This window comes from Lactobacillus kullabergensis (assembly GCF_003151025.1).
Classification (GTDB): Bacteria; Bacillota; Bacilli; order Lactobacillales; family Lactobacillaceae; genus Lactobacillus; species Lactobacillus kullabergensis.
Genome location: NZ_CP029477.1, coordinates 151,069 through 173,769, shown reverse-complemented (window position 1 = coordinate 173,769; position 22,701 = coordinate 151,069). Strand labels below are relative to the sequence as shown.

The following is a 22,701-nucleotide window of genomic DNA, read 5'->3' as shown; positions in this document are numbered from 1 at the left end:
AGACGGAAGGCTTTTAAAATGCGCTCTTATTATTTATTCCGCAAAGTGATAAACAGTTTCAGCTGGGTAGCGAGTTGTTTTAGCCATAGTTTCTTCAGTTTCATTGCTCTTGCCAATTACTATTGCCATTACTGGTAAGTAGCGTTTTGGCTCCAAGTTAAAGGTTCTGGCAATTTTAGATTCATCATAGCCAGCAATTGGGTTAGTGTCGTAACCATGGTTGCGAGCAACAAGCATAAACTGCATAGCAGCAAGTGAGCAAGACCTAATGGAATCAATTGCACAAGAATAATATGTGCCATTTTCATAAGATGGCAAAAAGGTTCTTAAGACTTCGTCTAATTTTTCCTTAGTGATGTTGCCTGTCTCATATTCTTTAGTCCAATTTTCACGATACTTTTTATAAGCATAAACATCGGCAAAGACTTGCACAACTGCGGCACAGCTGTCCATCTGGGGATCGTTAAATCTCAGCATGTATTTCTTAACTTTAGCAATAGTTTCCGGGGTGTCTGCTACTTCAAAGTGCCAACCTTGCAAATTGCAACCGGAAGGAGCAGTTACTGTTTCTTCAAACATTTCTTTAAATTCTGAACGCGGAATTTTAACACTTTTATCAAAGTGACGTACAGAATGACGGTTTTGTACAACGTCATTAAAATCGTTATTACGCATATTTTCACACTTTCTAATATAAATATATCTCTACTTTCTAATTTTACTACATTTTGTTATCTTCTTCACATAATTTTTTGAAAAATTAGCAGTATAATAAAATTTAAATATTATAAGTAAGGAAGGTCATAAAAATGAAAAAATTAGTTAGAGACAAAATACCGGAATTTGCGCACTATGCTACTTATCGTGAACTTAGTCACGCAGAAATTGAGCCAGCTTTAAAGAAAAAATTAATTGAAGAAACTAATGAAGTTCTGGCTGCTAAAACTGAAACTAATTTAATTGAGGAATTAGGTGATGTTTATGAAGTCATTTTGGCATACCTCAAATTTAAAAATGTTGATCAAGCGACTTTTTTAAAACAAGTAAAAGAAAAGCGCGCCCTTAAGGGTGGCTTTACCAAATATCTAGAAATGAACTGGGAAGAAAAATAAGTTCAATAAAAAAGCCACGTTAATGTGTGGCTTAAAAAATATCTTGAATTTCAATCCGAATATCATGGTGAATATGATTTTTAAGTGCTTCGACAATTTGTGCTACGCCGTATGAAAAACGAAGGTAATATTGTCTGTTTTTCTGGGTTGTTAAAATACAAATTACCTGCTTTTTCTTAGGATTAGGCACTTTAATTAAAGTGACCATCGCAATCTCTGAATATGAGACGGTCCGCCGAAAATAACCAGAAACAACAGCTCTTTTAGGTGCAAAACCCGTAAAGCCGTCAATAATACCAATCAGCAAGAAGATTGCCAGAAAAATACTGAGACCCGGATCGCCCTTTTCAATTAATTGCCAGGCAAAACCGATCCAAATAAAAATTACGGCCCAAATAACTGAAGACGAGCGATAATGTCCCTTTAAGTCAATATTTGCCTGCCAGTACCAACTATAACAAGTGTAGCCTAGAAGCAAGGCATCCAAAATCAGATAAAAAACTACCATATAACTCTCCTCAATTGTATTTTCATCTATTATAACAGATTGACAGTCTTTAGATATTTTATTCAACATTAATGATATTTTACTTGCATTTTTATTAAAATCATGATTAAATTATTATCAAATTAAATGCAATGAAAAAGACGAGTAGATAACTTACCTCTTTAAGTGAATCGGTGATAGTGGAAAGCCGGTAGACCCTGGGTTATTGAAAAACACTTTTAGCAGCACGCTGAAATTTTTGTAAAAGTAGGTTGTGTCGTCTCCAGTACGTTACCACGCTGGTGAAGCATGATAGTGCTTCATGAGTTGGCCCTATATTTGGGCAATTAAGGTGGTACCGCGGAAAAAGCCTTTCGTCCTTGTTTTTATTAAAAACGGGATAAAGGGCTTTTTCTTTTCCTTAAATTTACAGGAGGTCAAAACAATGACTTTAATTTTACCCGAAGATTATCATCCAACTCTCACAATTCGCGATACCGAAGCAGCAATTGTTTATATTCGTGAAGAATTTCAAAAGGTTTTAGCTAAAAAATTACATTTGCAACGAATGTCTGCCCCCCTGTTCGTCGAAAAGCATACTGGGCTTAATGATAACTTAAATGGCGTTGAGCGTCCAGTTGCTTTTGATGCCAAGGATTTACCAACAGATGACACACTCGAAATAGTGCATTCACTTGCCAAATGGAAAAGAATGGCACTGAAGAAATATGGCTTTAGCATGCATGAAGGACTTTTTACTAACATGAACGCCATTCGCCGCGATGAAGATTTAGATAACTTTCATTCAATTTATGTTGACCAATGGGATTGGGAAAAAATCATTGCCAAAGAGGAGAGAACGATAGAAACTCTTAAAAGTACCATTACCAAGATTTTTGCTGCAATTAAAGAAATTGAAGCTGGCTGTGCTTTCCGCTATCCTGCTTCTACTTATCGTTTGCCAGAAAAACTTTACTTTATTACTACACAAGAATTAGAAGATCGCTGGCCGGACATCAGCCCTGAAGAAAGAGAAAACAAAATAACTGCTGAAGAAAAGGCTGTCTTTATAATGAAAGTCGGCGATAAACTGAAGAGAAGCGGCAAGCCACACGATGGTCGTGCACCCGATTATGATGACTGGGAATTAAACGGTGACCTGATTTTCTGGTATGAACCGTTAAAGCAAAAAATCGAAATTTCTTCGATGGGGATTCGCGTTAGTCCTGAAAGCCTGCACGAACAACTGAAGAAGGCTGATTGCCTTGATCGTGAAAAACTGGAATTTCACCGCATGTTGCTTGATGGAGAATTACCTTATACCATTGGTGGTGGAATTGGTCAATCTCGCTTATGTATGCTTTTGCTTGGCAAAGCTCATATCGGTGAAGTTCAAGCCAGTGTCTGGCCTCACGATATGATTACTAAATGCAAAGAACATGACATTCAAATTCTATAATAAATGAAGAAAACCATACAGTTAAAAAGAAACTGCATGGTTTTTTATTGCAATAACCCTATATGTTAGACAAAATCTTGTAGTAAACTAGCAGTAGCAGAATTAGTTTTAAGAAAGGCAAAATTATGATTGATGCAAATGAAATAGCTGAGTTAAAAAATGATATTGATCAGGCACGCCACATTACTTTTCTGACTGGTGCCGGAGTTTCAACTCATTCTGGTATTCCTGATTATCGCTCTAAAAACGGTATTTATGATGGCGTCTCTGAAAGTCCGGAAACGATTTTAAGTGAGGAAACACTTTATCAGCGACCAGAATTCTTCTACAAATTTGTGATGGATAATATGTATTTCCCTGAAGCCAAGCCAAATGAAATACACCAGAAAATTGCCGAGATTTGCAACGAAAAAGGCGATCTAATTACACAAAATGTTGATGGCTTGGATACCAAAGCCGGCAATAAACACGTGACCGAATTTCATGGCTGTCTTTATAATATTTACTGCACTAAGTGCCATAAACCAGTTTCATACGCTGAATATGCTAAATCTTACCGTCATGAAAATTGTGGTGGCATTATCAGACCAGGAATTGTTTTATATGGTGAAGCCATTAACGGAGACAGTTTAGCCAAATCTGTCAATGCAATGCAAAATTCTGACCTCGTAATTATTTCAGGCACCAGTTTTGTGGTATATCCTTTTGCTCAGCTTTTATCTTACAGGCAAGCTGGAGCGAAAGTTTGGGCAATTAATAAAACTGCCATCCCGGCAGAAGGCATTTCCTCTATTATTGCGGATGCACTAAATGTTTTTAAACAGCTTTAACTAGTTTTTAAAAAGAAAGCCCTTTAAACCAGCAGAATTACTTTTTTACCCGGATGCTATAAATCACTTGTGCTAAAATACGACACAGTAATCAAAAATAAATCTGGACTAGAAAAGAGCTTTTAATTAAATGGCAATTTTTAAAATGTATGCTCCCTTTTTCAGTGGAAGTAATTGGATTCACGTACTGACCAGTGGCAAAGATTGGCTCGTCATCTTAACCCTGATTCTAATGGAATGCTTGCTTTCTGTTGATAATGCAGTTGTTTTGGCAGCTCAAACCAAGATTTTGCCTGACAAGAAACAACAGGAAAAGTCATTATTCTATGGTCTTTGGGGCGCATACATTTTTCGCTTCATTGTGATTGGCATTGGTACTTATCTGATCAATTTTTGGGAAATTAAATTAGCAGGAAGTCTCTATCTTTTCTATTTATCGTTCAAGTTTTTTTACGAGCAAAAGCATCCCCAAAAAAGAGCAGTCAACACAAAAATTACAACTGAAAAAAGTCCCAACCATGCTTCCAAAAAGGGCAAACATTTTTTGTCGCTTTTCTGGCGGACCGTTATTTCAATTGAAGCAATGGATATCGTATTTTCAATTGATTCAGTTTTAGCTGCCCTAGCGGTTTCCAATAATCCGGTAGTAGTATTAATTGGTGGCATGATTGGTATCTTATGTATGCGCGGTGTTGCCGAAATCATAATCAAATTGATGGACATTATTCCTGAACTGCAACCGATGGCTTACGTTTTAATTGCTATCATTGCTCTTAAACTTTTATTGTCTTTACCACCGCTACATTACGAACTGCCTAATACAACTTTTGCCTTTATTGTGTTCGGTATTCTTCTCTTAACTATTGCTTTTCATTTTATACGAGCAAAAAAGAAAAGACGGAAACTATAATCTTTGTTCAACGTATTCTTTGAGCACAACTGCCTGGTTGTGCTCTTTATTCTTTGCACCATAAAGAAAAAGGACATCTTGTTTTGCAAGCTCAGCTTTAACCTGAGCGACAAAATTGGCAGTCACAGGATTGTGTTCTAATTCAGCAACGTACTTTTGCCTAAACTCAGGATATTTAGTATCATCGTGATTGAACCACTTACGCAATTCGGTGCTGGGACCAATTTCTTTGACCCACTCATCCAAATTAGCATCTTTTTTGCTTTTGCCTCGTGGCCACAGACGATCAACTAAAATGCGGTAGCCAGCAGGCTGCTCATGTTCGTAAATGCGTACTAATTTTATCTTTGTCATTGTAATATCTCCTTTTAGTTTAAGTTTACTACACGGAAGAAAAAATGAATTATTCAACTTATTTCTCTAATAAATCAACTGCTGCCATTACTAAAGATTTGATTGGCAGACCATTAACATATAATGATGGCCAGAATATAATGGGTGGCTATATTGTAGAGGCTGAAGCTTACTTAGGCGTTAAAGACCGGGCAGCACATTCTTATGGCGGTCATCGCAGCCCGGCTAATGAGGGCCTTTATCGTAAAGGTGGAACTATCTACATTTACGCCCAAAGACAGTATTTCTTTTTCGATGTCGCAACACAAGAATATAATGAGCCGCAAGGAGTTTTAATTAGAGCCATCGAACCAGTCTGGGGCATAGAGCAGATGATTAAAAATCGTGCCGGCAAAAATGGGGTGCTTTTAACTAATGGTCCTGCGAAAATGATGCAGGCTTTTGGTATTCACAGTAAAAAGTGGAATTTACACCTCTTATCTGACTCTCCATTTAAAATTGATTTAGATGATAATCATAAAAAGTGGGCTAAGGAAATTAAAACCAGTGCCAGAATTGGCGTGAGTCAATCCGAATTAGAATGGGCCAATAAAAAATTACGTTATTATACAGCAGGTAATCCCTATGTTTCCAGAATGAAAAAAAGTGCTTATCAAAAGGATAATGGCTGGCAGTGAGAGCAGGATCACCGTGCCCTTTTAAAATAGTAAAAGATAATAAATGAGATAATTATAAAATATTTTTTAAATAAAATTATTGACAAGTTACTCTTAATAGCCTATTATTTTTCTAAGTTAAATAATTTCCAATGCAATAGAGGTCGCGGTCGTTACGAAACTAATCTGAGTGAGCGAACACTTTGAAGATTAGCGTAAGAATTACCGCCGAAACAAGAATGTTGTTCGTTTCAATCTTCTTGTTGGGCTGCAAGAGAATATTTTGCAGACTGTCCCGGTTAGTCCCCGGGGAGCGCTATATGATTTGTTTAAAAAATAGATTATAACCTCGTTGTTTTGTGTAACAGCGAGGTTTTTATTTACGCTTTTATTGTATTGGCTTTATTTGAAACATATTTTGTGGAGGTTTTCAAAATGAAGTCAAGATTTAAGTGGTTGGCTACCTTAGTTGCCTTATTCACTTGTTTGGGCATTGGGGCTAATTTTAGTCTAAATGAAGTTAACGCCAAAAAGGACGATGGTACGCTAAAAGTCGCCATGGAAGCTAATTATCAGCCGTACAATTGGACACAGACTAATAATGCCAATGGTGCTGTGCCAATTGAAGGGTCGAAAGAATACGCCAATGGCTATGACGTTAAAATTGCCAAAATTATTGGTCAAAAATTACATAGAAAAGTAGAAGTTGTTAAGACCGAATGGGATGGTTTACTCCCCGCTTTGACCAGTGGCAAAGCTGATTTGATTATCGCTGGGATGAGCCCAACAGCTGAACGTGAAAAGGCCATTAATTTCTCTAAGCCATATAGAAACAGTACTTTTGTGGTAATTACCAAGATTAACAGCAGATATGCCAACGCTAAAAAGCTGACCGACTTTAAGGGTGCCAAATTAACAGCGCAGCAAGGTACTTTCCACTATGATTTAATCAAGCAGTTAAAAGGTGCTAAGAGACAACCGGCTATGCGTGATTTTGCGGCAATGCGGCAAAGTTTAATTTCAGGTACCATTGACGGCTATGTTGCCGAAGACACTGAATCAACTTCCTTTAAGATGGTTGACCCTGACATTAAGTCAATTCCTGTCAGCAAAATGGCTGGTTTTCACGCTACTAAGGAAGAATCTGTTACCTCAATCGGAATTGCCAAACCTAACAAGGCGCTGCTCAAGAGTGTCAACCAAATTTTAGCTGCTATTCCTCAAGCAAAAAGGGTTAGGTTAATGACTGAAGCTGTTAAGCAGCAGCCTAAAACTGATAATGATAAAAAAGGTAAAAAGGCTAAGTCAGAACCTTGGTTAGTATCTATGTGGCGCCAATATGGCGGCATGATCTTAAATGGTATCGGCATGACGCTTCTTCTGGCTTCTGTAGGTACCATAGCAGGCTTCTTTATTGGATTGGCCGTTGGTATTGTGAGAACTATTCCTACACCAACAACCGGTGGTAAAAGATGGCTGCTCAAGTTTGTCAACTGGTTGCTTTCAGTTTATATTGAAATTTTCCGGGGTACGCCAATGATGGTTCAAGCTGCTGTTATTTACTATGGTATTGCCCAATTCTGGCACCTGAACATTGACAGAACGGTCGCCGCACTAATCATTGTTTCCATTAACACTGGAGCATATTTAGCCGAAATTATTCGGGGAGGAATTATTTCTACACCCGAAGGTCAATTTGAAGCAGCCAGCGCGTTGGGAATGACTCATAATCAAAGAATGTGGCATATTATTTTGCCACAGGCAATCAAGAACTGCTTGCCTTCAATTACTAACGAATTTATTGTTAACATCAAAGATACCTCAGTTTTGAGTATCATCTCAGTATCCGAGTTGTTCTTCGTCGGTTCAACGATTGCGAGTCAGACATTTAAGTTCTTCCCAACTTATTTGACAATTTCTGCTATCTACCTCATCTTGACCTTTACCATTACGAGAATTTTCAATTTAATTGAAAAACACCTCCAAGGAAGCAAGAATTACAACTTAATGGCAAACCAAGTTCAAGTTGGCACACCAAAAGACATGGAGGCTAAGAACTAATGACTGAATCAAACGAAACTATTTTAAGTTTAAAGCACATCAAGAAAACATTTGGTGAACACCAAGTGTTAAAAGATATCTCTTTTGACATTAATAAAGGTGAAATTGCCACCATTATCGGTCCTTCAGGTGGCGGTAAATCAACTACTTTGCGCTGTATCAACCTGCTTGAAGAACCTACTGCTGGTGAAGTTGATTTTCATGGTGAAAATGTTTTGGCACCAAACTACAATCGCAATATTTATCGTGCCAAAGTCGGCATGGTTTTCCAACAATTTGACTTGTTTGAAAATAAGAACGTTTTAGCTAATTGTATGATAGGTCAAGAATTAGTATTGAAACGGTCAAAAGACGAGGCGCGTAAAATTGCACTTGCTAATCTGAAAAAAGTAGGTATGGAGCAATACGTTAATGCTCGTCCCAGCCAACTTTCAGGTGGACAACAACAACGGGTTGCGATTGCCCGCGCTATCTGCATGGATCCTGAAATTCTGTTATTTGATGAGCCTACTAGTGCTTTGGATCCAGAAATGGTCGGTGAAGTTTTAAGCGTTATGAAGAACCTGGCCACTACAGGTTTAACGATGATTATCGTAACGCACGAAATGGCATTTGCTAAAGAAATTTCTGATCAAATGTTTTTCATTAGCGATGGAATAATTACTGAACAAGGTAAACCTGATCAATTATTCAATCACCCGCAAAATGAAAAAACCGCGAAGTTTTTAAGTAATTTTCAGAATAACTAATAAAGTCTAATTAAACAAAAAAACTGGTAAACTCACCTTGTTAATAATGTGAATTGCCAGTTTTTAGTTTGCTTGTGAATCTAAAAGCATAATAATTTCCTGATTAAATTTAGTTGGCTCCTCCCACTGCGGGAAATGACCAGAATGGTCAAACCAAATCAATTTGCACGGACTAGTAATTTTAGCAGCATATTCTGCAGTTAACTGCGAGGACACATGGTGGTCATGCCTGCCCTCACAGAAAGTAATGGGAATGGCAAAATGCACGATATTTTCAAAATTAACGTCCATCAGTTCTTCCCAGAAATATTGAATTGACTGCTTCGAGCCCTGCAAACGATGAATTAAGTCTTTAAAAGAATAATCTTTAGCCGATATAAACGGCCAAATTAATTTACGGTAGTTTTTAGCGCCATAGATTGAGCCGCCATAAGCCACAATCATTTTAGTTAATTTCAGGCTGGCTTTAGTTGGTTCGTGTACAAAATTAAGTTGATCAAGTTTGGCAGTATTTTTCATTTTTGTTCGTAAAAAAGCTTTTTGTAAGTCAATATTCCTTTTCATATTAACTACTTGACCAATTCCGATATATTGCGTAACCAGGTCTGGATACATTTGAATAAAATAGAGTCCTAAAACCGTACCCCAAGAATGACCCATGATAATCAATTTATCTTGTTTTAACCGTTTTAATAAATAAAGCACAAACTGATGAATATCTTCCACCATGGTATTAATAGATAAGTTTTCTTCAGGTGAGAATTTGTAATACGACAGACCGCTGCCTCTTTGTTCCAGATTGACAAAGATAAAGTGATCTTCTAGTTCACTATTAAACTTTTTAGTCAAAGGAATGCAGGCATCTCCCGGTCCACCGTGCAAATATAAAATGATTGGTCTCCGGCCTTGCTTTGAACTAATTGAAAAATAAAGTTTAGTGCCGTTAATTATGACGTTTTCTATTACTGATGTGCTACTCATTTTTTGCCTATATTCATATAATCACTTGTTATTATGCATACACTGCTACTTTATTTAAGTATATTATTAATGTCTCTGCTTTGTAAATTGCAAATTATATTTACAAGACTGAAGTAATTTTTATCAAAAGAGTCTACTCTAAACTAAAGAAAAAGCTATCTGAAGAGCGACCTGAGGAAACAGTATATATCAAAAGTCTGACGAACTTTACGCTAGAAAAAAGTACCAAGCATTTTAATAGCCTGGTACTCAAATCATGTTAAATTCTAATCATTTTTATCTTCAACTTTGTAAAATTTAACTCGATTGATTAAATAGTCAAGTAAGAACACACAGATTAAATTTAAGACAATAATCAAGAGTATCAATAACGGGTGGTCTTCTTTCTCATCTGTCATATTCAACAAATATAAAGTTTCAAAACTAATAGGTACGCCTTGTAATGCCAAACAGTAAATTAAATCATTTTCGACTTGGTCAATAAATGTATCTTCTTTTACTTCAAACCAAGCTGTAGCAATTATTGTCATGATGAACGCACTAATTGACCATATTAAGTTAAAATTCGGCTTATCGGAGAAAAAAAGCGCCATTCCAAATGGACACAACAATAGTAAACCAGCTCTTGCTAATTTCATTTTCATCTCATTTCCTATAATCTTTCTTTTTTAAATTATTTTAATTATTATATAATTATAAATGAAATATAATTTTAATCAACAGTATAATCAGTAATTACGATTAAATCATAAAAAATAATAAGTACTGCGCTTATTCTTATAATATTTGGCAATAAATTTAATTTATTTTTAATTACTCGCTTTACATCTTAATAGTTATGTACTAACCTATAAGTTATTATTATCATAGGTATAACTGAAATTTTAAGTTAAATTAAAACTGCTTTTTTATCTGAAAAAAAATTCAGAGAGACATAGAAAAGTTGGTATCTGTGAAAAATTTAATATTGCTTTGTGCATAATAAATCTTGGCAATATCATGATTGGAGCTATTAATAATGTTCAAAAACCAGACTACGATGAAAGAACAACTGCTAATAGATCATGGCTATAAATATTTATGGTTTATTGTATTAGGCGCATTCTTATTGGTTTTAATCTTACCGTTTTTCAAATCTGTTGATTTAAGCGTTGGCGCCTTAGGTCTTCTACTATCAGCTTTGGCGGAAGTATTGACAACATTTTTTCAACACAAACATATTACCTTTATTATAAGTTTGGTTTTAGGTTGGCTATTAGCTCTAATAATTAGTGTTATTCTATTTTTTTACATTATGTGGGCTTCAGGCAACATGCTTTTCGTTAAATAATTAGTTTAAATAAATATCGCCACAAAAAAGAAAGAGCACGAAAACAGGCAAACCACTTAAATTGTGATTTGCCCGCTTTTTAGTTAATGCTCAAATAGCAGTGTCCCGGTAATTAAAACTAATGAGGTTAGACTTTAAAAGCTGCGCGCTAATCATCGTGTTCTCTGTGCCATTCTTTAATCTGCTCCAATCTCTTTTTAAAGCGGTCTTCATGACCCTGCGAGGTTGGCAAATAATATTCATGTCCCTCTAAACTCGGTGGCATAGTTTTCATTGTCGTTAACTTGTCTTTAGCATAATGTGCGAGCTGGTAACCTTTACCATAGCCCAAATTTTTCATTAACTTAGTCGGGGCATTGCGAATTTGCAAAGGTACTGGTTCATCAATAGTCTTCTTAACATCTTCTTCAGCGGCTAATCTAGCTTTATAAACTGCGTTTGATTTCGGAGCAAGCGACAGATAAATCACAGCTTCTGTCAAATGCACATCACATTCCGGCATCCCTATAAATTGACAAGCCTGAAAGACGTTGACCGCCACATTTAGTGCATTAGTATCAGCCAAGCCAATGTCTTCACTGGCAAAGCGTACTAGTCTGCGTGCAATATAAAGCGGATCTTCTCCCCCTTCAAGCATCCGCGACAACCAATAGATTGCTGCATCTACATCGCTGTTACGCATTGATTTATGTAAAGCAGAAATAATATTGTAGTGTTCTTCCCCGTCTTTATCATACAAGACTGACTTTTGCGTGATTAATTGTCCCAGACTATCCATAGTCACAGCAATCGTATTGCCAGTTTTATGACCGTTTAAAACTGCCATCTCCAGCGTGTTTAAAGCTGTTCTGGCGTCACCGTTGGCAAATTTTGCAATGGCTTTAATCTCCTGCTCACTGATTTTGACGGTTAACTTGCCAAAACCGTTAGGGTTGCGCAAAGCATTTTGCAATAACTTGATAATATCTTTGACTTCAAGCGGTTTTAAGACAAAAACCTTGCAGCGTGAAAGCAGCGCCGAGTTAACTTCAAAGGAAGGATTTTCGGTCGTGGCGCCAATTAACGTGATGCTGCCACGTTCAACATAGGGTAAAAAAGCATCTTGTTGTGCTTTATTAAAGCGATGGATTTCATCTACAAATACCAGCGTTTTTTGCCCCACTTCGTGTTCTGCTTCAGCCTGCTTCATAATTTTGCGAATTTTAGTAATGCTGCTGTCAACCGCACTAAAATTAAAAAAGCTCGCTTGACTCTGCCGGGCAATTATTTCAGCCAAAGTCGTTTTACCGACTCCCGGTGGTCCCCAAAAAATCATTGAGGAAACCTGGTCATTATCAATGATTTCCCGCAATATTTTCCCCGGTCCCAGCAGCTGTTCTTGTCCTACAAACTGATCTAGATTTTGGGGACGTACGCGGTTAGCCAATGGTTCATTTTGCCCACTGTTTGCAAATAATGATTCTTGCTTCATCATTACATCTTCTTTATTTACTTCTTAACACTTACTACCCTAATTATACAAGCATTTGTCCGCCAGCAAAAATAATCGAACGCTTGTTTGAGATAAATTTATTAACTAGTTTAAGTTATAATTATATTGGGTACAAAGTCACACATAATGAGGTAAAAATATGAAATTTTTCAAGAAATTTGGTCTTGGCATAGCCGCAGCCGTATTAACAATTAGTCCGCTGCTGCCAAGTCTAAATCATATTCAAACAGTGCAAGCTGCGCCAAAAACACAAAAACTAGCTAAAAACAGAATTACCTTAGTCAATGACGCACCCGTATATAATCAATATGGTCAAAGACTTAAAGCAAGAAAAAACGGAGATCTATCTAAAATTGAAGCAGATGTGAATGGATTCTGTTATGTTTCTTCTTTTGATATCGACTCCTTAGATTATTACGGCACAATAATGATTAATGGGCAAAAATACTATAAAATTGGTCAAGGAGAATATATTAATGACGGTGATGTCAATAACGTTAACGGCAAAAGCTCTAAGACCGGTAAGCTGGTTTTGAATCACAGATCTGCAATCTATACTAAAACCGGTAAACTAAAAGGCAAGATTCTACCAGTTAAATCAGTCATTAACTATCAGGGTCAGGTTAAGCAAACTCAATCCAAGCAAAAATATTATTTTGCAAAATTTAACGTTTCTGAGCAAAAACCAACCTTTTATTACCTGCAGGCAGAAACAGTTAACGGTAAAGACTGTTATGCCATAGGGAAAAATCGTTATATTAGAGCAAATAACGTTGATAGTATAGATGGGTATCCTCTTATGTATAATGGCGTTACCTATGCCACTGTTCTCAAAAAGACGACAACTCAAACATTAACCAATGATTCTACTAAGCACGTTCTAAAAAAGGGGCAAAAAATTAAAGTTGATTTAGCGGTTGAACCTTGGGCAGAAGACTTTGAAGGCTATATCTATCGCCTGCACGATTATCCTAACGAATATGTTGCTCAAAACTACATTAAATTAAGAAACTATTTGCCAACATCAAGTTACGATGAACTTACATTCACCTATGTAAGGCCTAATACTACGACAAATACTAAATTCTATAATTTTGACGGTACTCCAACAGGTATCAGTTACAGGAACCGTAAGCAAAACCCCTTGACCGTTGATGGTCTTTATTACTTATGGGTACCTAGCGAAAACAAAGCAGAACTGTTTTATCACTTTTTAACCTACAGAATAGACAGAAACTATTTTGTTAATAACGACGGCACTGACCTTAAAAAACCAGAGTTTGATAAAAACAATAAACTAATTGAATCGACAGAAGATAAGATGCGTTATACTAACAGCTTTGTCAAAGCTAGTGATGTTACTTTTGCCAGTGGAATTAAACTATCCCCTCTCAATACTGCTAAAAATGCTGAGAACGATCAAAAAGTAGCAACAGATAAGGATAAGCAAGAATTACAAAGAAAATTTGAGGAAAATAAGAATAACAAGAATGTTAAGTGTGAGCAACAAAGTGCAGTAAATAATTATAATAATGCTTTGATGATTGCTTCTTCTATTTTACAATCTCCAAAAGCAACGATTGCACAAGTAAAACAGGCAATTTGGCTACTTGACACAACCAAAATTCAATTAAGTACTTTAAACTTTGCCGAATGGAGTTAAATTAAAAAATAGAGTTAGTCCACCAAACAAGAGTGGTTTAACTCTATTTTTATTGCTTAATTTGAAAACTAACTAAATCACGCGAAAATATTGAAAGACACACAAAAGTTCTAACAATTTATATAATAAAACCATTTTAAATATCAGTTTAGGGTACAATGATATTAACTTAAGCGATTTTTTGTGAGGTCATAAAATGAAATTTTTCAAGAAAGTTGGCATTGGCTTAACAGCCCTGGCTCTATCCACCACTCTATTTTTACCATATACCGCTAACTGCCAAACAGTAGAGGCTGCTCAGAAAACCAAAGGAAAAGTCATGCTGCTTGAGAGCGATTATGTTTACAACCCGTCAGGCCATAAAATAAAATTGAAGCAAAATCGGGGTACACATAGCTATAACATTCCTAACGGCTTTAGCGCTGATCCCAAGGGCTATTTAACTACAGAAATGATAGTTTATGATGATGACAGTAGAACCAGTTATCCCTACTACGGCACTAAAAAAATTAACGGACAAAAATTTTACCACTTAGGGCATAACTATTACATTAATAGTGCTAATGTTTTAAAAGTCAATGGACGCAATATCACACAAGGCAAATTGACTATCAAACACGATGCACTGATTTACACCAAGACTGGCAAAACAACGGGAAATAAATTAAGAACTAATACAGTTGTTAAGTACCAAGGAAAAGCTAAGTCTGCTACTAAAACACCCAAATATTTTTACTACCTTAATGATGTCGCAAGGTACTTCCAACCCAAATACGTACCTGCCCACAAAATAAAAGGAAAATATTTTTACTCTTTAGGACATAATAGTTACATTAAAGCAGCCAACGTCGGCTATATTAACGGTCACATTGCTCGCTACAACGGCGTTTCGTCAGCAACTGTTCTTAAGAACACCGCCAGCATAACGGTAAATTATTCTGCCGTTAAACGTAAACTGAAAAAAGGACAGAAGATTAAACTTGATTTAACTGTTATTCCTTACCAAAATGATGGCTTTGAGGGTTATCTTTACAGACTGCACGACTATCCGGATGAATATGTTGATGAGGACGATGTTAAATTGAAAAAGAATTTGCCTATCATTGACTATCGCGACTTAGTTTATACTTACGTTACGCCAGTGACAGATAACAGCGTTGAACTTTATGACACATCTGGCAAGACAATTGGTAAACGTATTATAAAGCCGCAATACAGTAATCTTACAGTTGATGGCTTAATGTACCTCTGGGTACCTGAGGAAAATAAGGCGGAACTGTTTTATCATTGTTTAAATTACAGTGACGCTAGTGTGATTGATGCCAACCAACCAAACCCGGTGCCAAATTCAGAGCCAACTTACCCTGCAAAAAAGCAAGCACTAATCTATGGCAATAACTTTATTAAGGTGAACGATGTGAAATACGTCAGCGGGTTAAAGTTAAAAGCACTGAATACGATTGAGCAAGCTGAAAATGGGCAAAAAATTGCGACAGGAGCTGACAAACAGGAACTGCTCACACTTTTTAATGAAGGAAAAGATCTAGCACAAAATAGCGCTTATCATGATCTTATGTCTAATTATGATTGTGCCTTAAGAAACGCTTCTGCTATGTTAAGGTCTGATAAGGCAACTGTCACACAGGTAGATGAGGCTGTCTGGTATGTAAAAACCGCTAAAGAGCAGCTGACAACTATGTCTACTCCGCCGGGTGATTAAATGGCTACTGGCCGGAGCAATATTAGTTTTACAAAAATAGTCCAAGCAAATATAATAGACAATATGTAGAGTCTGGCGAAAACTAGACTATCAGTTTAATGCCGATTTATTAGTTATTAAAAAACAGCTATCAACTGACAAAACGTGATGACCAGCCTAGCGATAAAGGTTATTGAAATCAAATTTAAAGGAGTAAACCAAAGTGAAATTACATAAAAATATTATTGTTACAGCTGTCGCGGGTATTACCGTTTTAGCGCCAGTTATTAGTCAAACTTCAGCTGTTTTAGCAGATGTGGCTGCAACTAACGAAACAAATACAAATACTAATACCAACACTAATACAAATAATCCAGACACAAGTGCAACAGATAAAACTGAAACTCCTGTAGCTGAACCAATTTCGCAACCTATCCAAGATACCCACGTATTAATATCAGAAATATCTTGCCCTGTAGCTGAACCAATTTCGCAACCTATCCAAGATAATGATCCCGAACCAAAGACCAATATCCACAAAACTAAGAAAACTTGGTCAAAACGCCACCAAAAAGCAAATAATTATTTCAATAAGAACGTCAAGAAGGGGCAGAAGTTAACGAATAAGACTAAAAAATTAGCCCTTTACAAGAAGATCTTGAAGCATTTTAAAAATTATAAGTCTAAGTATGCCAAGACTTTCAAGAAATATCTTAATGCAGAAATTAAATGGTTAAACAGACAGATTAAATTGGAAAATGTTCCTACTACTAAACCATCAGGCGATTTAAAGCCACAACCTGTACAAAAGCCAAAGAAAGCAAAAGCACCTACAAATGATCATGGTGGGTGGTCTGACACTATTATTTATAAGATTTATTTGCAAGATTATAAATATTATAAGAAATATCCTACACTTTATAAAAAAGATGTAAAAAATGATATTAAAGCTTTGAAGAAACGAGGCTACAAGTTTAATGCTGATTTGTCTGATAAAGGTCATCAAGCACATAATAAGAAACTGGCAAAACGTGATTCTCAATTAATGGATGAAGGCAAATTAAAATAATCTTCAGTGTCCTCACTAATAGAACAAAAGACTAATTCGCAGTTAAAGCGAACTAGTCTTTTTTATATTATTTAAGTTTGAACCCTTTAGGCAGCTGGGGCTTTTTGCCATTATACATGACATAGGTTTCTTTAGGACTCTTTTTAGCCGAATGGTTATACAGCTTTAGCAATTGTTTTGCAGTATATTTTTTGCCTTTAGGTTTTCTAATTGTCCCTTTACCCACTGCTTGGATATGTTTAAAGCCTTTGCCTACTCCCGAACTCTTACGTAAGCGGTAATGCCCAAGCTTGACAACAAAACCTTTAGGATTACCAGCATTGAGCAAAATCTGACTGTTATGAATGTTAAAATGGCTTAAATCAACTCCAACTAATTTTTTATCGTTTTCAAACATTATAGTTGAAGATTTTAATTTCGGTAAATGCCAGCCACTTAAATTCACATACATCAGATTAGTACAATCATTAAACATCCCAGTCGTACTAGTAACATTAGTCATTTTGAAATGCGAAAGATCTGTGCTAACCAAACTCTTATTATCAATAAACATATAAGTCATGTCTTTAACATTCTCAGTGTTCCAGCCATCCAAGTTCAAATTGGTTAAAGAATAATCTCCAGTAAACATCCCCCACATGGTGGTAACTTTGGCAGTATTTAAATGACTTAAATCTAGACTTTCTATATTAGGATCTTCCGCAAACATTTCCCGCATATTAGTTACATTTGATGTATCTAAATGATTTAAATTTATACTTTTTAAATTAGGATTTTTTGCAAACATTTCCCGCATATTGGTTGCATTTGACGTATCTAAATGATTCAAATTTATACTCTTTAGATTAGGATTTTTCGCAAACATTCCTCTCATGTTTTTAACATTATGAGTATCAAGTTTGGCTAGATTTAATTGCTCTATCTGTGAAAAGCCTTCGAACATGTATGACATGTTTGTGACATTCGCCGTATGCAATTTGCTCAAGTCAACATCCGTTAAATTAGGACAGTCAGCAAACATATACGACATATCTTTTGCCTTATTGGTGTCCCAATTGTCTAAAACTAATTTTGTTATTTTGCTTGAAGCAAACATATTTGACATCTTGACAACGTTACTGGTATCTAATGAACTAAGATCCAGGGTCTTTACCCCAGTTGTTCCTGAGAACATGTATTCCATGTCTGTAACTTTACTAGTATTGAGTTTGGCAAAATCTAAATTAGAAATATCAGCCCGCTCAAACATTCCTGACATATCAGTCACATTGCTTGTATCAAGGTCAGCAAAATTAAGATTTTGAAGTTTGGTTAGACTAAACATATTACTCATTTCAGTAACGCGACTGGTGTTAAAACTACTCAAGTTAATGCTTTTGGCAGTGCAACCATTAAACATATAATCCATTTTAATGACATTACTAGTATTAAAACCTGTCAAGTTAATGTTTTCAGCAGTGCAATTACTAAACATATAATTCATGTTAGTGACATTGCTAGTATTAAAACTGCTCAAATCTAGCGTTGATAGTCCTGTAGACTCAAACATTCTACTCATATCAGTTACTTTATCAGTTTGAAAGTGACTTAAATCAAGCTCAGTCAGAGCCTGATCCATATCAAACAAGCCACTCATGTCAGTGACTTCACTGGTGTCAACTAAGTCCAGTCCCTTAATGTCTTTCAAATTATTTAGCTCGCTAAACTTATATTTTGAATCTGCAGGAAGTTTTACGGGGGAGGCAAAAACAATATGGGTAATATTATTCCCCCAACTCCATTCTTCATTAAACGGGCGACTCGAAAGAGTGCTATTTTTCTGAGTTCCTTTAATTGTCAGGGTTCTGGTAACAATATCATAATTCCAGCTGCAGTCGCCATCTTTGCCTGACCAAATACCTGGTATTTCTTGAATATCATTATTCACTTGATCGCTAGCATCAGGTTTATTAGTTGCAGCAGAAACCGGCTTAACAGCAGCTGCCATTAAGTTCAGACCACAAAAAGCAAGACTGCTGCTAATACCAACTTTTTTAACTAAACCTAAAATTTGTCTTGAATGGTTATGATTCATTATCATGACCTCCTTTTCATTAACTTAATTATAAGCCGTTTCAAATCCAAAATATTGCAAAATATAGTTTTCCTAGTTGCAAAAAATAATGAAAGCCAGGCAAAATCCATTAAATTTACCAGATAAAATAAATTTGAGTTTCATTTTGGGTTACGATAACATTAAATTATAAGCTCATTTTTGTAAGGTCATAATTTGCGAGGTCATAATATGAAACGTTTTAAGAAAATTTGTATTGGACTAACAGCCTTATTATTAACTGCTGGTCCATTATTGCCAAATATCACCAATTCCCAAACAGTAGAAGCTGCTCGGAAAGCCAAAGGAGAAGTTACGCTGCTTAAAAACGATTATGTTTACAATCCGTCAGGTCATAAAATAAAATTGAATATTTCTCACGGCTTTACCGTTCCTGAAGGCTTTAGCGCTGATTCCAAGGGCTACGTGATTACTGACATGGAAATTGATGAATATAGCGATGGCAGAACCAGTTATTCTTACTATGGTACTAAAAAAATTAACGGGCAAAAATTTTACAACCTTGGTCATAACTATTACGTTAAAAATGCCGATATTTTAGAAGTAAAAGGCCATAATATTAAAAAAGGCAAACTAGTATTAAGTCACAATTCATTGATTTACACCAAGACTGGCAAAGCAACTGGTAAGAAATTAAGAACTGATGCAATTGTCAAGTATCAAGGAAAAGCTAAGACTGCTACTAAAACACCCAAATACTTTTATTATCTTAATGATTTAGACAGATACTTCAAGCCCAGATATATACCTACTCATAAAATTAAAGGGAAATATTATTACTCTTTAGGACATAATCGCTACATTAAGGCAGCTAATGTCGGCTACATTAACGGTCACATTGCTCGCTACAATGGTGTTTCGTCAGCGACTGTCCTTAGGAACACCTCCAGCACAACGGTAAATTATTCTGCTGCAAAGCGGAAACTGAAAAAAGGACAAAAGATTAAACTTGATTTAACTGTTATTCCATACGAAATTGATGGCTTTGAGGGTTATATATACAGATTGCACGATCACCCAGATGAATATGTTTCAGAATACGAAGTTAAACTGAAAAGGAACCTGCCTATTATTGATTACAGTGACTTAGTCTACACTTATGTCACCCCATTAGCAGGCAACAGCGTTGAACTTTATGATACTTCCGGTAAGGCAACTGGCAAGCATATCATGAAGCCGACACATAGTAATCTGACGGTTGATGGCTTAATGTACTTGTGGATTCCTGAGAAAAACAAGGCGGAACTGTTTTATCACTGCCTAAATTACAGCGATACTAATGTGATTGATGACAAGCAACCAAATCCGATACCAGATCAAGATTCAGTAACCCACAATAATAATCCAAAATTAAACTATGGCAATAACTTTATCAAAGTCAGCGATGTTAAATACGTCAGCGGGTTAAAGCTGAAAGCACTTAATACGATTGAGCAGGCCAAAAATGATCAAAGAATTGCAACGACTGCTGACAAGCAAGAATTACTAGCACTTTTTAATGAGGGCAAAGATTTAGATCAAAACGCTAAATATGATACGGATCTAATGAATAATTATGATAGCTCCTTAAGTAATGCCTCTGCCATAATAAGATCTGATAAGGCAACTATCGCCCAAGTTGCTGAAGCTGTCTGGTATGTTAAAACGGCAAAAGAGCAGCTGACAACTATGTCTGTTCCTCAGGGCGATTAAATCTTTTAGACTAATAGAAAAAGGCTAATTCGTTTTTAATTACGAACTAGCCTTTTTTGTCTTATCTATTTGAGATTGAACCCTTTAGGCAGCTGGGGCTTTTTGCCATTATACATGACATAAGTTTCCTTGGGACTCTTTTTAGCCGAATGGTTATACAGTTTTAGCAATTGCTTTTCAGTATACTTCTTGCCCTGAGGCTTGGCAATTGTGCCTTTGCCAACAGCTTGGATATGTTTAAAACCTTGACCTACTCCTGAACTCTTACGTAAGCGGTAATGCCCAAGCTTGACAACAAAGCCTTTGGGATTGCCAGCATTTTTCAAAACCTGACTATTATGGATATTAAAATGACTTAAATCAACTCCAGCGAGCTTCTGATCATTAGTAAACATTTCCGTTGAATCATACACTTTTGGTAACCGCCAGCCATGCAAATCAACAAAAACAAGATTATCACAGTTCATAAACATTTCGCTGACCCTAGTAACTTGGCGTGTATCCCAAGTATGCAGGTCAAGCTGCTCCAGACTTTTTGCACCTTTAAACATCCTAAGCATATCAGTAACTTTGGCAGTATTGAAGTGCCTCAAGTCAATGTCTTTTAGACTGCTGTCACCACTGAACATATAATTCATCCAGCGTACGTTCTTGGTGTTCCAGCCCGTTAAATTGAGTTTGGTCAAAGAGCTGTCTCCAGAAAACAGCGAGATCATATTAGTAACGCTGCTGGTATCAAAACTACTTAAATCTAAACTAGTAACAGCTGGATTGTCTGCGAACATTTCTCTCATATCTTCAACTTTACTCGTATCAAAGTGACTGAAATTTAGCTGATCCAAATGAGCGAATTTTGCAAACATCCCCGCCATATCTGTAACATTACCAGTATTAAAGCCACTTAAGTCAAGTTTAGTTAAGTTAGAACACCCTTGAAACATATTTTTCATACTGGTGACTTTTTTGGTGTCCCAATTAGCCAAGTTTAAGTGAATAACTTTACTGCCCGAAAACATTTCCGCCATATTAGTCACTTGACTGGTAGCAAAATTACTCAGATCAAGACTTGACAAATTTTGGGTACTGGAAAACATATCGGACATATTATTAACTTTTCTGGTATCAAAGTGCTTAAGATTTAGTTCAGGAACTTTTATTCCAGCAAACATACCAGCCATGTTAGTGACATTACTAGTATCAAAATTAGCCAGATTAAGTTCTGCCACATCGCTATCCGCAAACATCTCTGCCATATTGGTCACTCGGCTGGTAGCAAAACTACTCAGATTAAGACGTCGCATCGGACTGTTTCTAAACATACCACCCATATTAGTGACTTTGCTGGTATTAAAACCGCTCAAATCTACTTCTGCTAGTGCTGTGCTGTCAAACATTCGTTCCATACTAGTCACTTGGCTGGTGTCAAAGTGACTCACATCAGCTTTAGTTAGAGCTTTGTCATTAGTAAAAAGCAAAGCCATATTTGTCACTTGACTAGTATCAACTTTGTCGAGGCCCGTAATATCCTCCAAATACTCAAGACCGGAAAACTTTTCTGCCGAATTCGGAGCCATTTGAACCGGTGTTTCAAACACAATATGTTCAATATTGCCAGACCATTTAAACTGCTTTAAAAATGGTGTGCTGGATAATTGACTGCTCTTTTGCGCGCCACTAATCCGCAGAGTTCTACTAATAACGTCGTATTGCCATGTGCAGCTGCCATCAGTGCCAGTCCAAAGACCGGCATCAGATGGCAAACCTGTCGCACTATTTGGGACAACAGCAGGAGTTTCTGTTACAGCAGCTACATTTACGTTTACTCGCACCGTTACGACTAAACCTAATGCCATTGTTGCAATACCTATCCCAGTTTTTTTAAACTTGATTAAATTGGGTAATTTCATCTTGACGCCTCTTTTCTCTTATTCTAATTATAAGGGTATTTTACTTAAAACTAATTAATAATTTAAAACTTAAGTTAAACTTTGCCAGACTGTTATTCTTTTACTGTAAGACATGTATTGCTGCACCTATATTAGGT

General features: G+C 36.2%; 20 protein-coding genes, 1 riboswitch and 1 other annotated feature. Of the genes, 12 read left to right on the top strand and 8 right to left on the bottom strand.

The window, feature by feature from the left end; genetic code table 11:
- Positions 1–33 precede the first annotated feature (33 nt).
- Positions 34–675 (bottom strand): nitroreductase family protein, encoded by a 642-nt coding sequence (locus DKL58_RS00825; protein WP_034980832.1) that lies wholly within the window; start codon positions 673–675, stop codon positions 34–36.
- Positions 676–809: 134 nt separating this feature from the next.
- On the opposite strand from DKL58_RS00825, the gene DKL58_RS00820 reads away from it, so the two are divergent.
- Entirely contained in the window at positions 810–1,112 is a 303-nt protein-coding gene (locus DKL58_RS00820) for a nucleoside triphosphate pyrophosphohydrolase (RefSeq protein ID WP_034980833.1), read from the top strand.
- 31 nt (positions 1,113–1,143) lie between these two features.
- Here DKL58_RS00820 and DKL58_RS00815 read toward each other — a convergent pair whose 3' ends face one another.
- Entirely contained in the window at positions 1,144–1,620 is a 477-nt protein-coding gene (locus DKL58_RS00815) for a hypothetical protein (RefSeq protein ID WP_045927409.1), read from the bottom strand.
- 122 nt (positions 1,621–1,742) lie between these two features.
- Positions 1,743–1,984, top strand: a binding site (T-box leader).
- A gap of 60 nt (positions 1,985–2,044) precedes the next feature.
- Here DKL58_RS00815 and asnA point away from each other — a divergent pair.
- From asnA to DKL58_RS00800, 3 genes are all read left to right on the top strand, one after another.
- On the top strand, positions 2,045–3,058 hold the full coding sequence (asnA, locus tag DKL58_RS00810; protein WP_109585744.1) for an aspartate--ammonia ligase: 1,014 nt from the start codon (positions 2,045–2,047) through the stop codon (positions 3,056–3,058).
- Between the two features lie 125 nt (positions 3,059–3,183).
- On the top strand, positions 3,184–3,888 hold the full coding sequence (locus DKL58_RS00805) for an NAD-dependent protein deacylase (protein ID WP_109585743.1): 705 nt from the start codon (positions 3,184–3,186) through the stop codon (positions 3,886–3,888).
- Between the two features lie 130 nt (positions 3,889–4,018).
- Complete coding sequence (locus DKL58_RS00800) at positions 4,019–4,798, top strand: TerC family protein (RefSeq protein ID WP_109585742.1); 780 nt, start codon at positions 4,019–4,021, stop codon at positions 4,796–4,798.
- On the opposite strand, the gene DKL58_RS00795 is transcribed toward DKL58_RS00800, so the two are convergent.
- Complete coding sequence (locus tag DKL58_RS00795) at positions 4,793–5,152, bottom strand: DUF488 domain-containing protein (RefSeq protein ID WP_109585741.1); 360 nt, start codon at positions 5,150–5,152, stop codon at positions 4,793–4,795. The genes DKL58_RS00800 and DKL58_RS00795 overlap by 6 nt on opposite strands.
- 44 nt (positions 5,153–5,196) lie before the next feature.
- Between DKL58_RS00795 and DKL58_RS00790 the strand changes: the two genes are divergently transcribed.
- From DKL58_RS00790 to DKL58_RS00780, 3 genes are all read left to right on the top strand, one after another.
- Positions 5,197–5,829, top strand: coding sequence for a DNA-3-methyladenine glycosylase (locus tag DKL58_RS00790; protein ID WP_109585740.1), 633 nt, complete (start codon positions 5,197–5,199; stop codon positions 5,827–5,829).
- Between the two features lie 129 nt (positions 5,830–5,958).
- Positions 5,959–6,135, top strand: a riboswitch (Lysine riboswitch).
- A 108-nt stretch (positions 6,136–6,243) separates the two neighbouring features.
- Complete coding sequence (locus tag DKL58_RS00785; protein WP_109585739.1) at positions 6,244–7,869, top strand: ABC transporter substrate-binding protein/permease; 1,626 nt, start codon at positions 6,244–6,246, stop codon at positions 7,867–7,869.
- Entirely contained in the window at positions 7,869–8,618 is a 750-nt protein-coding gene (locus DKL58_RS00780) for an amino acid ABC transporter ATP-binding protein (protein WP_109585738.1), read from the top strand. The genes DKL58_RS00785 and DKL58_RS00780 overlap by 1 nt, the downstream gene beginning before the upstream one ends.
- Before the next feature lie 63 nt (positions 8,619–8,681).
- Here the strand turns inward: DKL58_RS00780 and DKL58_RS00775 are convergent, their stop codons facing one another.
- Together DKL58_RS00775 and DKL58_RS00770 are read right to left on the bottom strand one after the other, a co-directional pair.
- A complete protein-coding gene (locus DKL58_RS00775; protein WP_109585737.1) occupies positions 8,682–9,599 on the bottom strand; it encodes an alpha/beta fold hydrolase in 918 nt (305 codons plus the stop codon).
- 266 nt (positions 9,600–9,865) lie between these two features.
- Positions 9,866–10,237, bottom strand: a complete 372-nt coding sequence (locus DKL58_RS00770; RefSeq protein ID WP_109585736.1) for a hypothetical protein — start codon at positions 10,235–10,237, stop codon at positions 9,866–9,868.
- A 380-nt stretch (positions 10,238–10,617) separates the two neighbouring features.
- Here DKL58_RS00770 and DKL58_RS00765 point away from each other — a divergent pair, with 380 nt between their 5' ends.
- Positions 10,618–10,929, top strand: coding sequence for a hypothetical protein (locus DKL58_RS00765; protein WP_109585735.1), 312 nt, complete (start codon positions 10,618–10,620; stop codon positions 10,927–10,929).
- Between the two features lie 148 nt (positions 10,930–11,077).
- On the opposite strand, the gene DKL58_RS00760 is transcribed toward DKL58_RS00765, so the two are convergent.
- Positions 11,078–12,400: a replication-associated recombination protein A gene (locus DKL58_RS00760; protein ID WP_109585734.1), complete on the bottom strand. Its 1,323-nt coding sequence runs from the start codon at positions 12,398–12,400 to the stop codon at positions 11,078–11,080.
- 160 nt (positions 12,401–12,560) lie between these two features.
- On the opposite strand from DKL58_RS00760, the gene DKL58_RS00755 reads away from it, so the two are divergent.
- The 3 genes from DKL58_RS00755 (at position 12,561) to DKL58_RS00745 (ending at position 16,852) form a co-directional block, all read left to right on the top strand.
- Positions 12,561–14,084, top strand: a complete 1,524-nt coding sequence (locus DKL58_RS00755; RefSeq protein WP_109585733.1) for an SLAP domain-containing protein — start codon at positions 12,561–12,563, stop codon at positions 14,082–14,084.
- A 196-nt stretch (positions 14,085–14,280) separates the two neighbouring features.
- Positions 14,281–15,804, top strand: coding sequence for an SLAP domain-containing protein (locus DKL58_RS00750; RefSeq protein WP_109585732.1), 1,524 nt, complete (start codon positions 14,281–14,283; stop codon positions 15,802–15,804).
- Between the two features lie 202 nt (positions 15,805–16,006).
- Positions 16,007–16,852 (top strand): hypothetical protein, encoded by an 846-nt coding sequence (locus DKL58_RS00745; RefSeq protein ID WP_109585731.1) that lies wholly within the window; start codon positions 16,007–16,009, stop codon positions 16,850–16,852.
- A gap of 67 nt (positions 16,853–16,919) precedes the next feature.
- Here the strand turns inward: DKL58_RS00745 and DKL58_RS00740 are convergent, their stop codons facing one another.
- Entirely contained in the window at positions 16,920–18,926 is a 2,007-nt protein-coding gene (locus tag DKL58_RS00740) for a BspA family leucine-rich repeat surface protein (RefSeq protein WP_162542306.1), read from the bottom strand.
- Positions 18,927–19,136: 210 nt separating this feature from the next.
- Here DKL58_RS00740 and DKL58_RS00735 point away from each other — a divergent pair, with 210 nt between their 5' ends.
- Positions 19,137–20,657 carry an SLAP domain-containing protein gene (locus tag DKL58_RS00735; RefSeq protein ID WP_109585729.1) on the top strand — a complete coding sequence of 507 codons (1,521 nt, stop codon included), beginning with the start codon at positions 19,137–19,139 and terminating at the stop codon, positions 20,655–20,657.
- A 65-nt stretch (positions 20,658–20,722) separates the two neighbouring features.
- Here the strand turns inward: DKL58_RS00735 and DKL58_RS00730 are convergent, their stop codons facing one another.
- Positions 20,723–22,564, bottom strand: coding sequence for a BspA family leucine-rich repeat surface protein (locus tag DKL58_RS00730; RefSeq protein WP_109585728.1), 1,842 nt, complete (start codon positions 22,562–22,564; stop codon positions 20,723–20,725).
- Positions 22,565–22,701 lie beyond the last annotated feature (137 nt).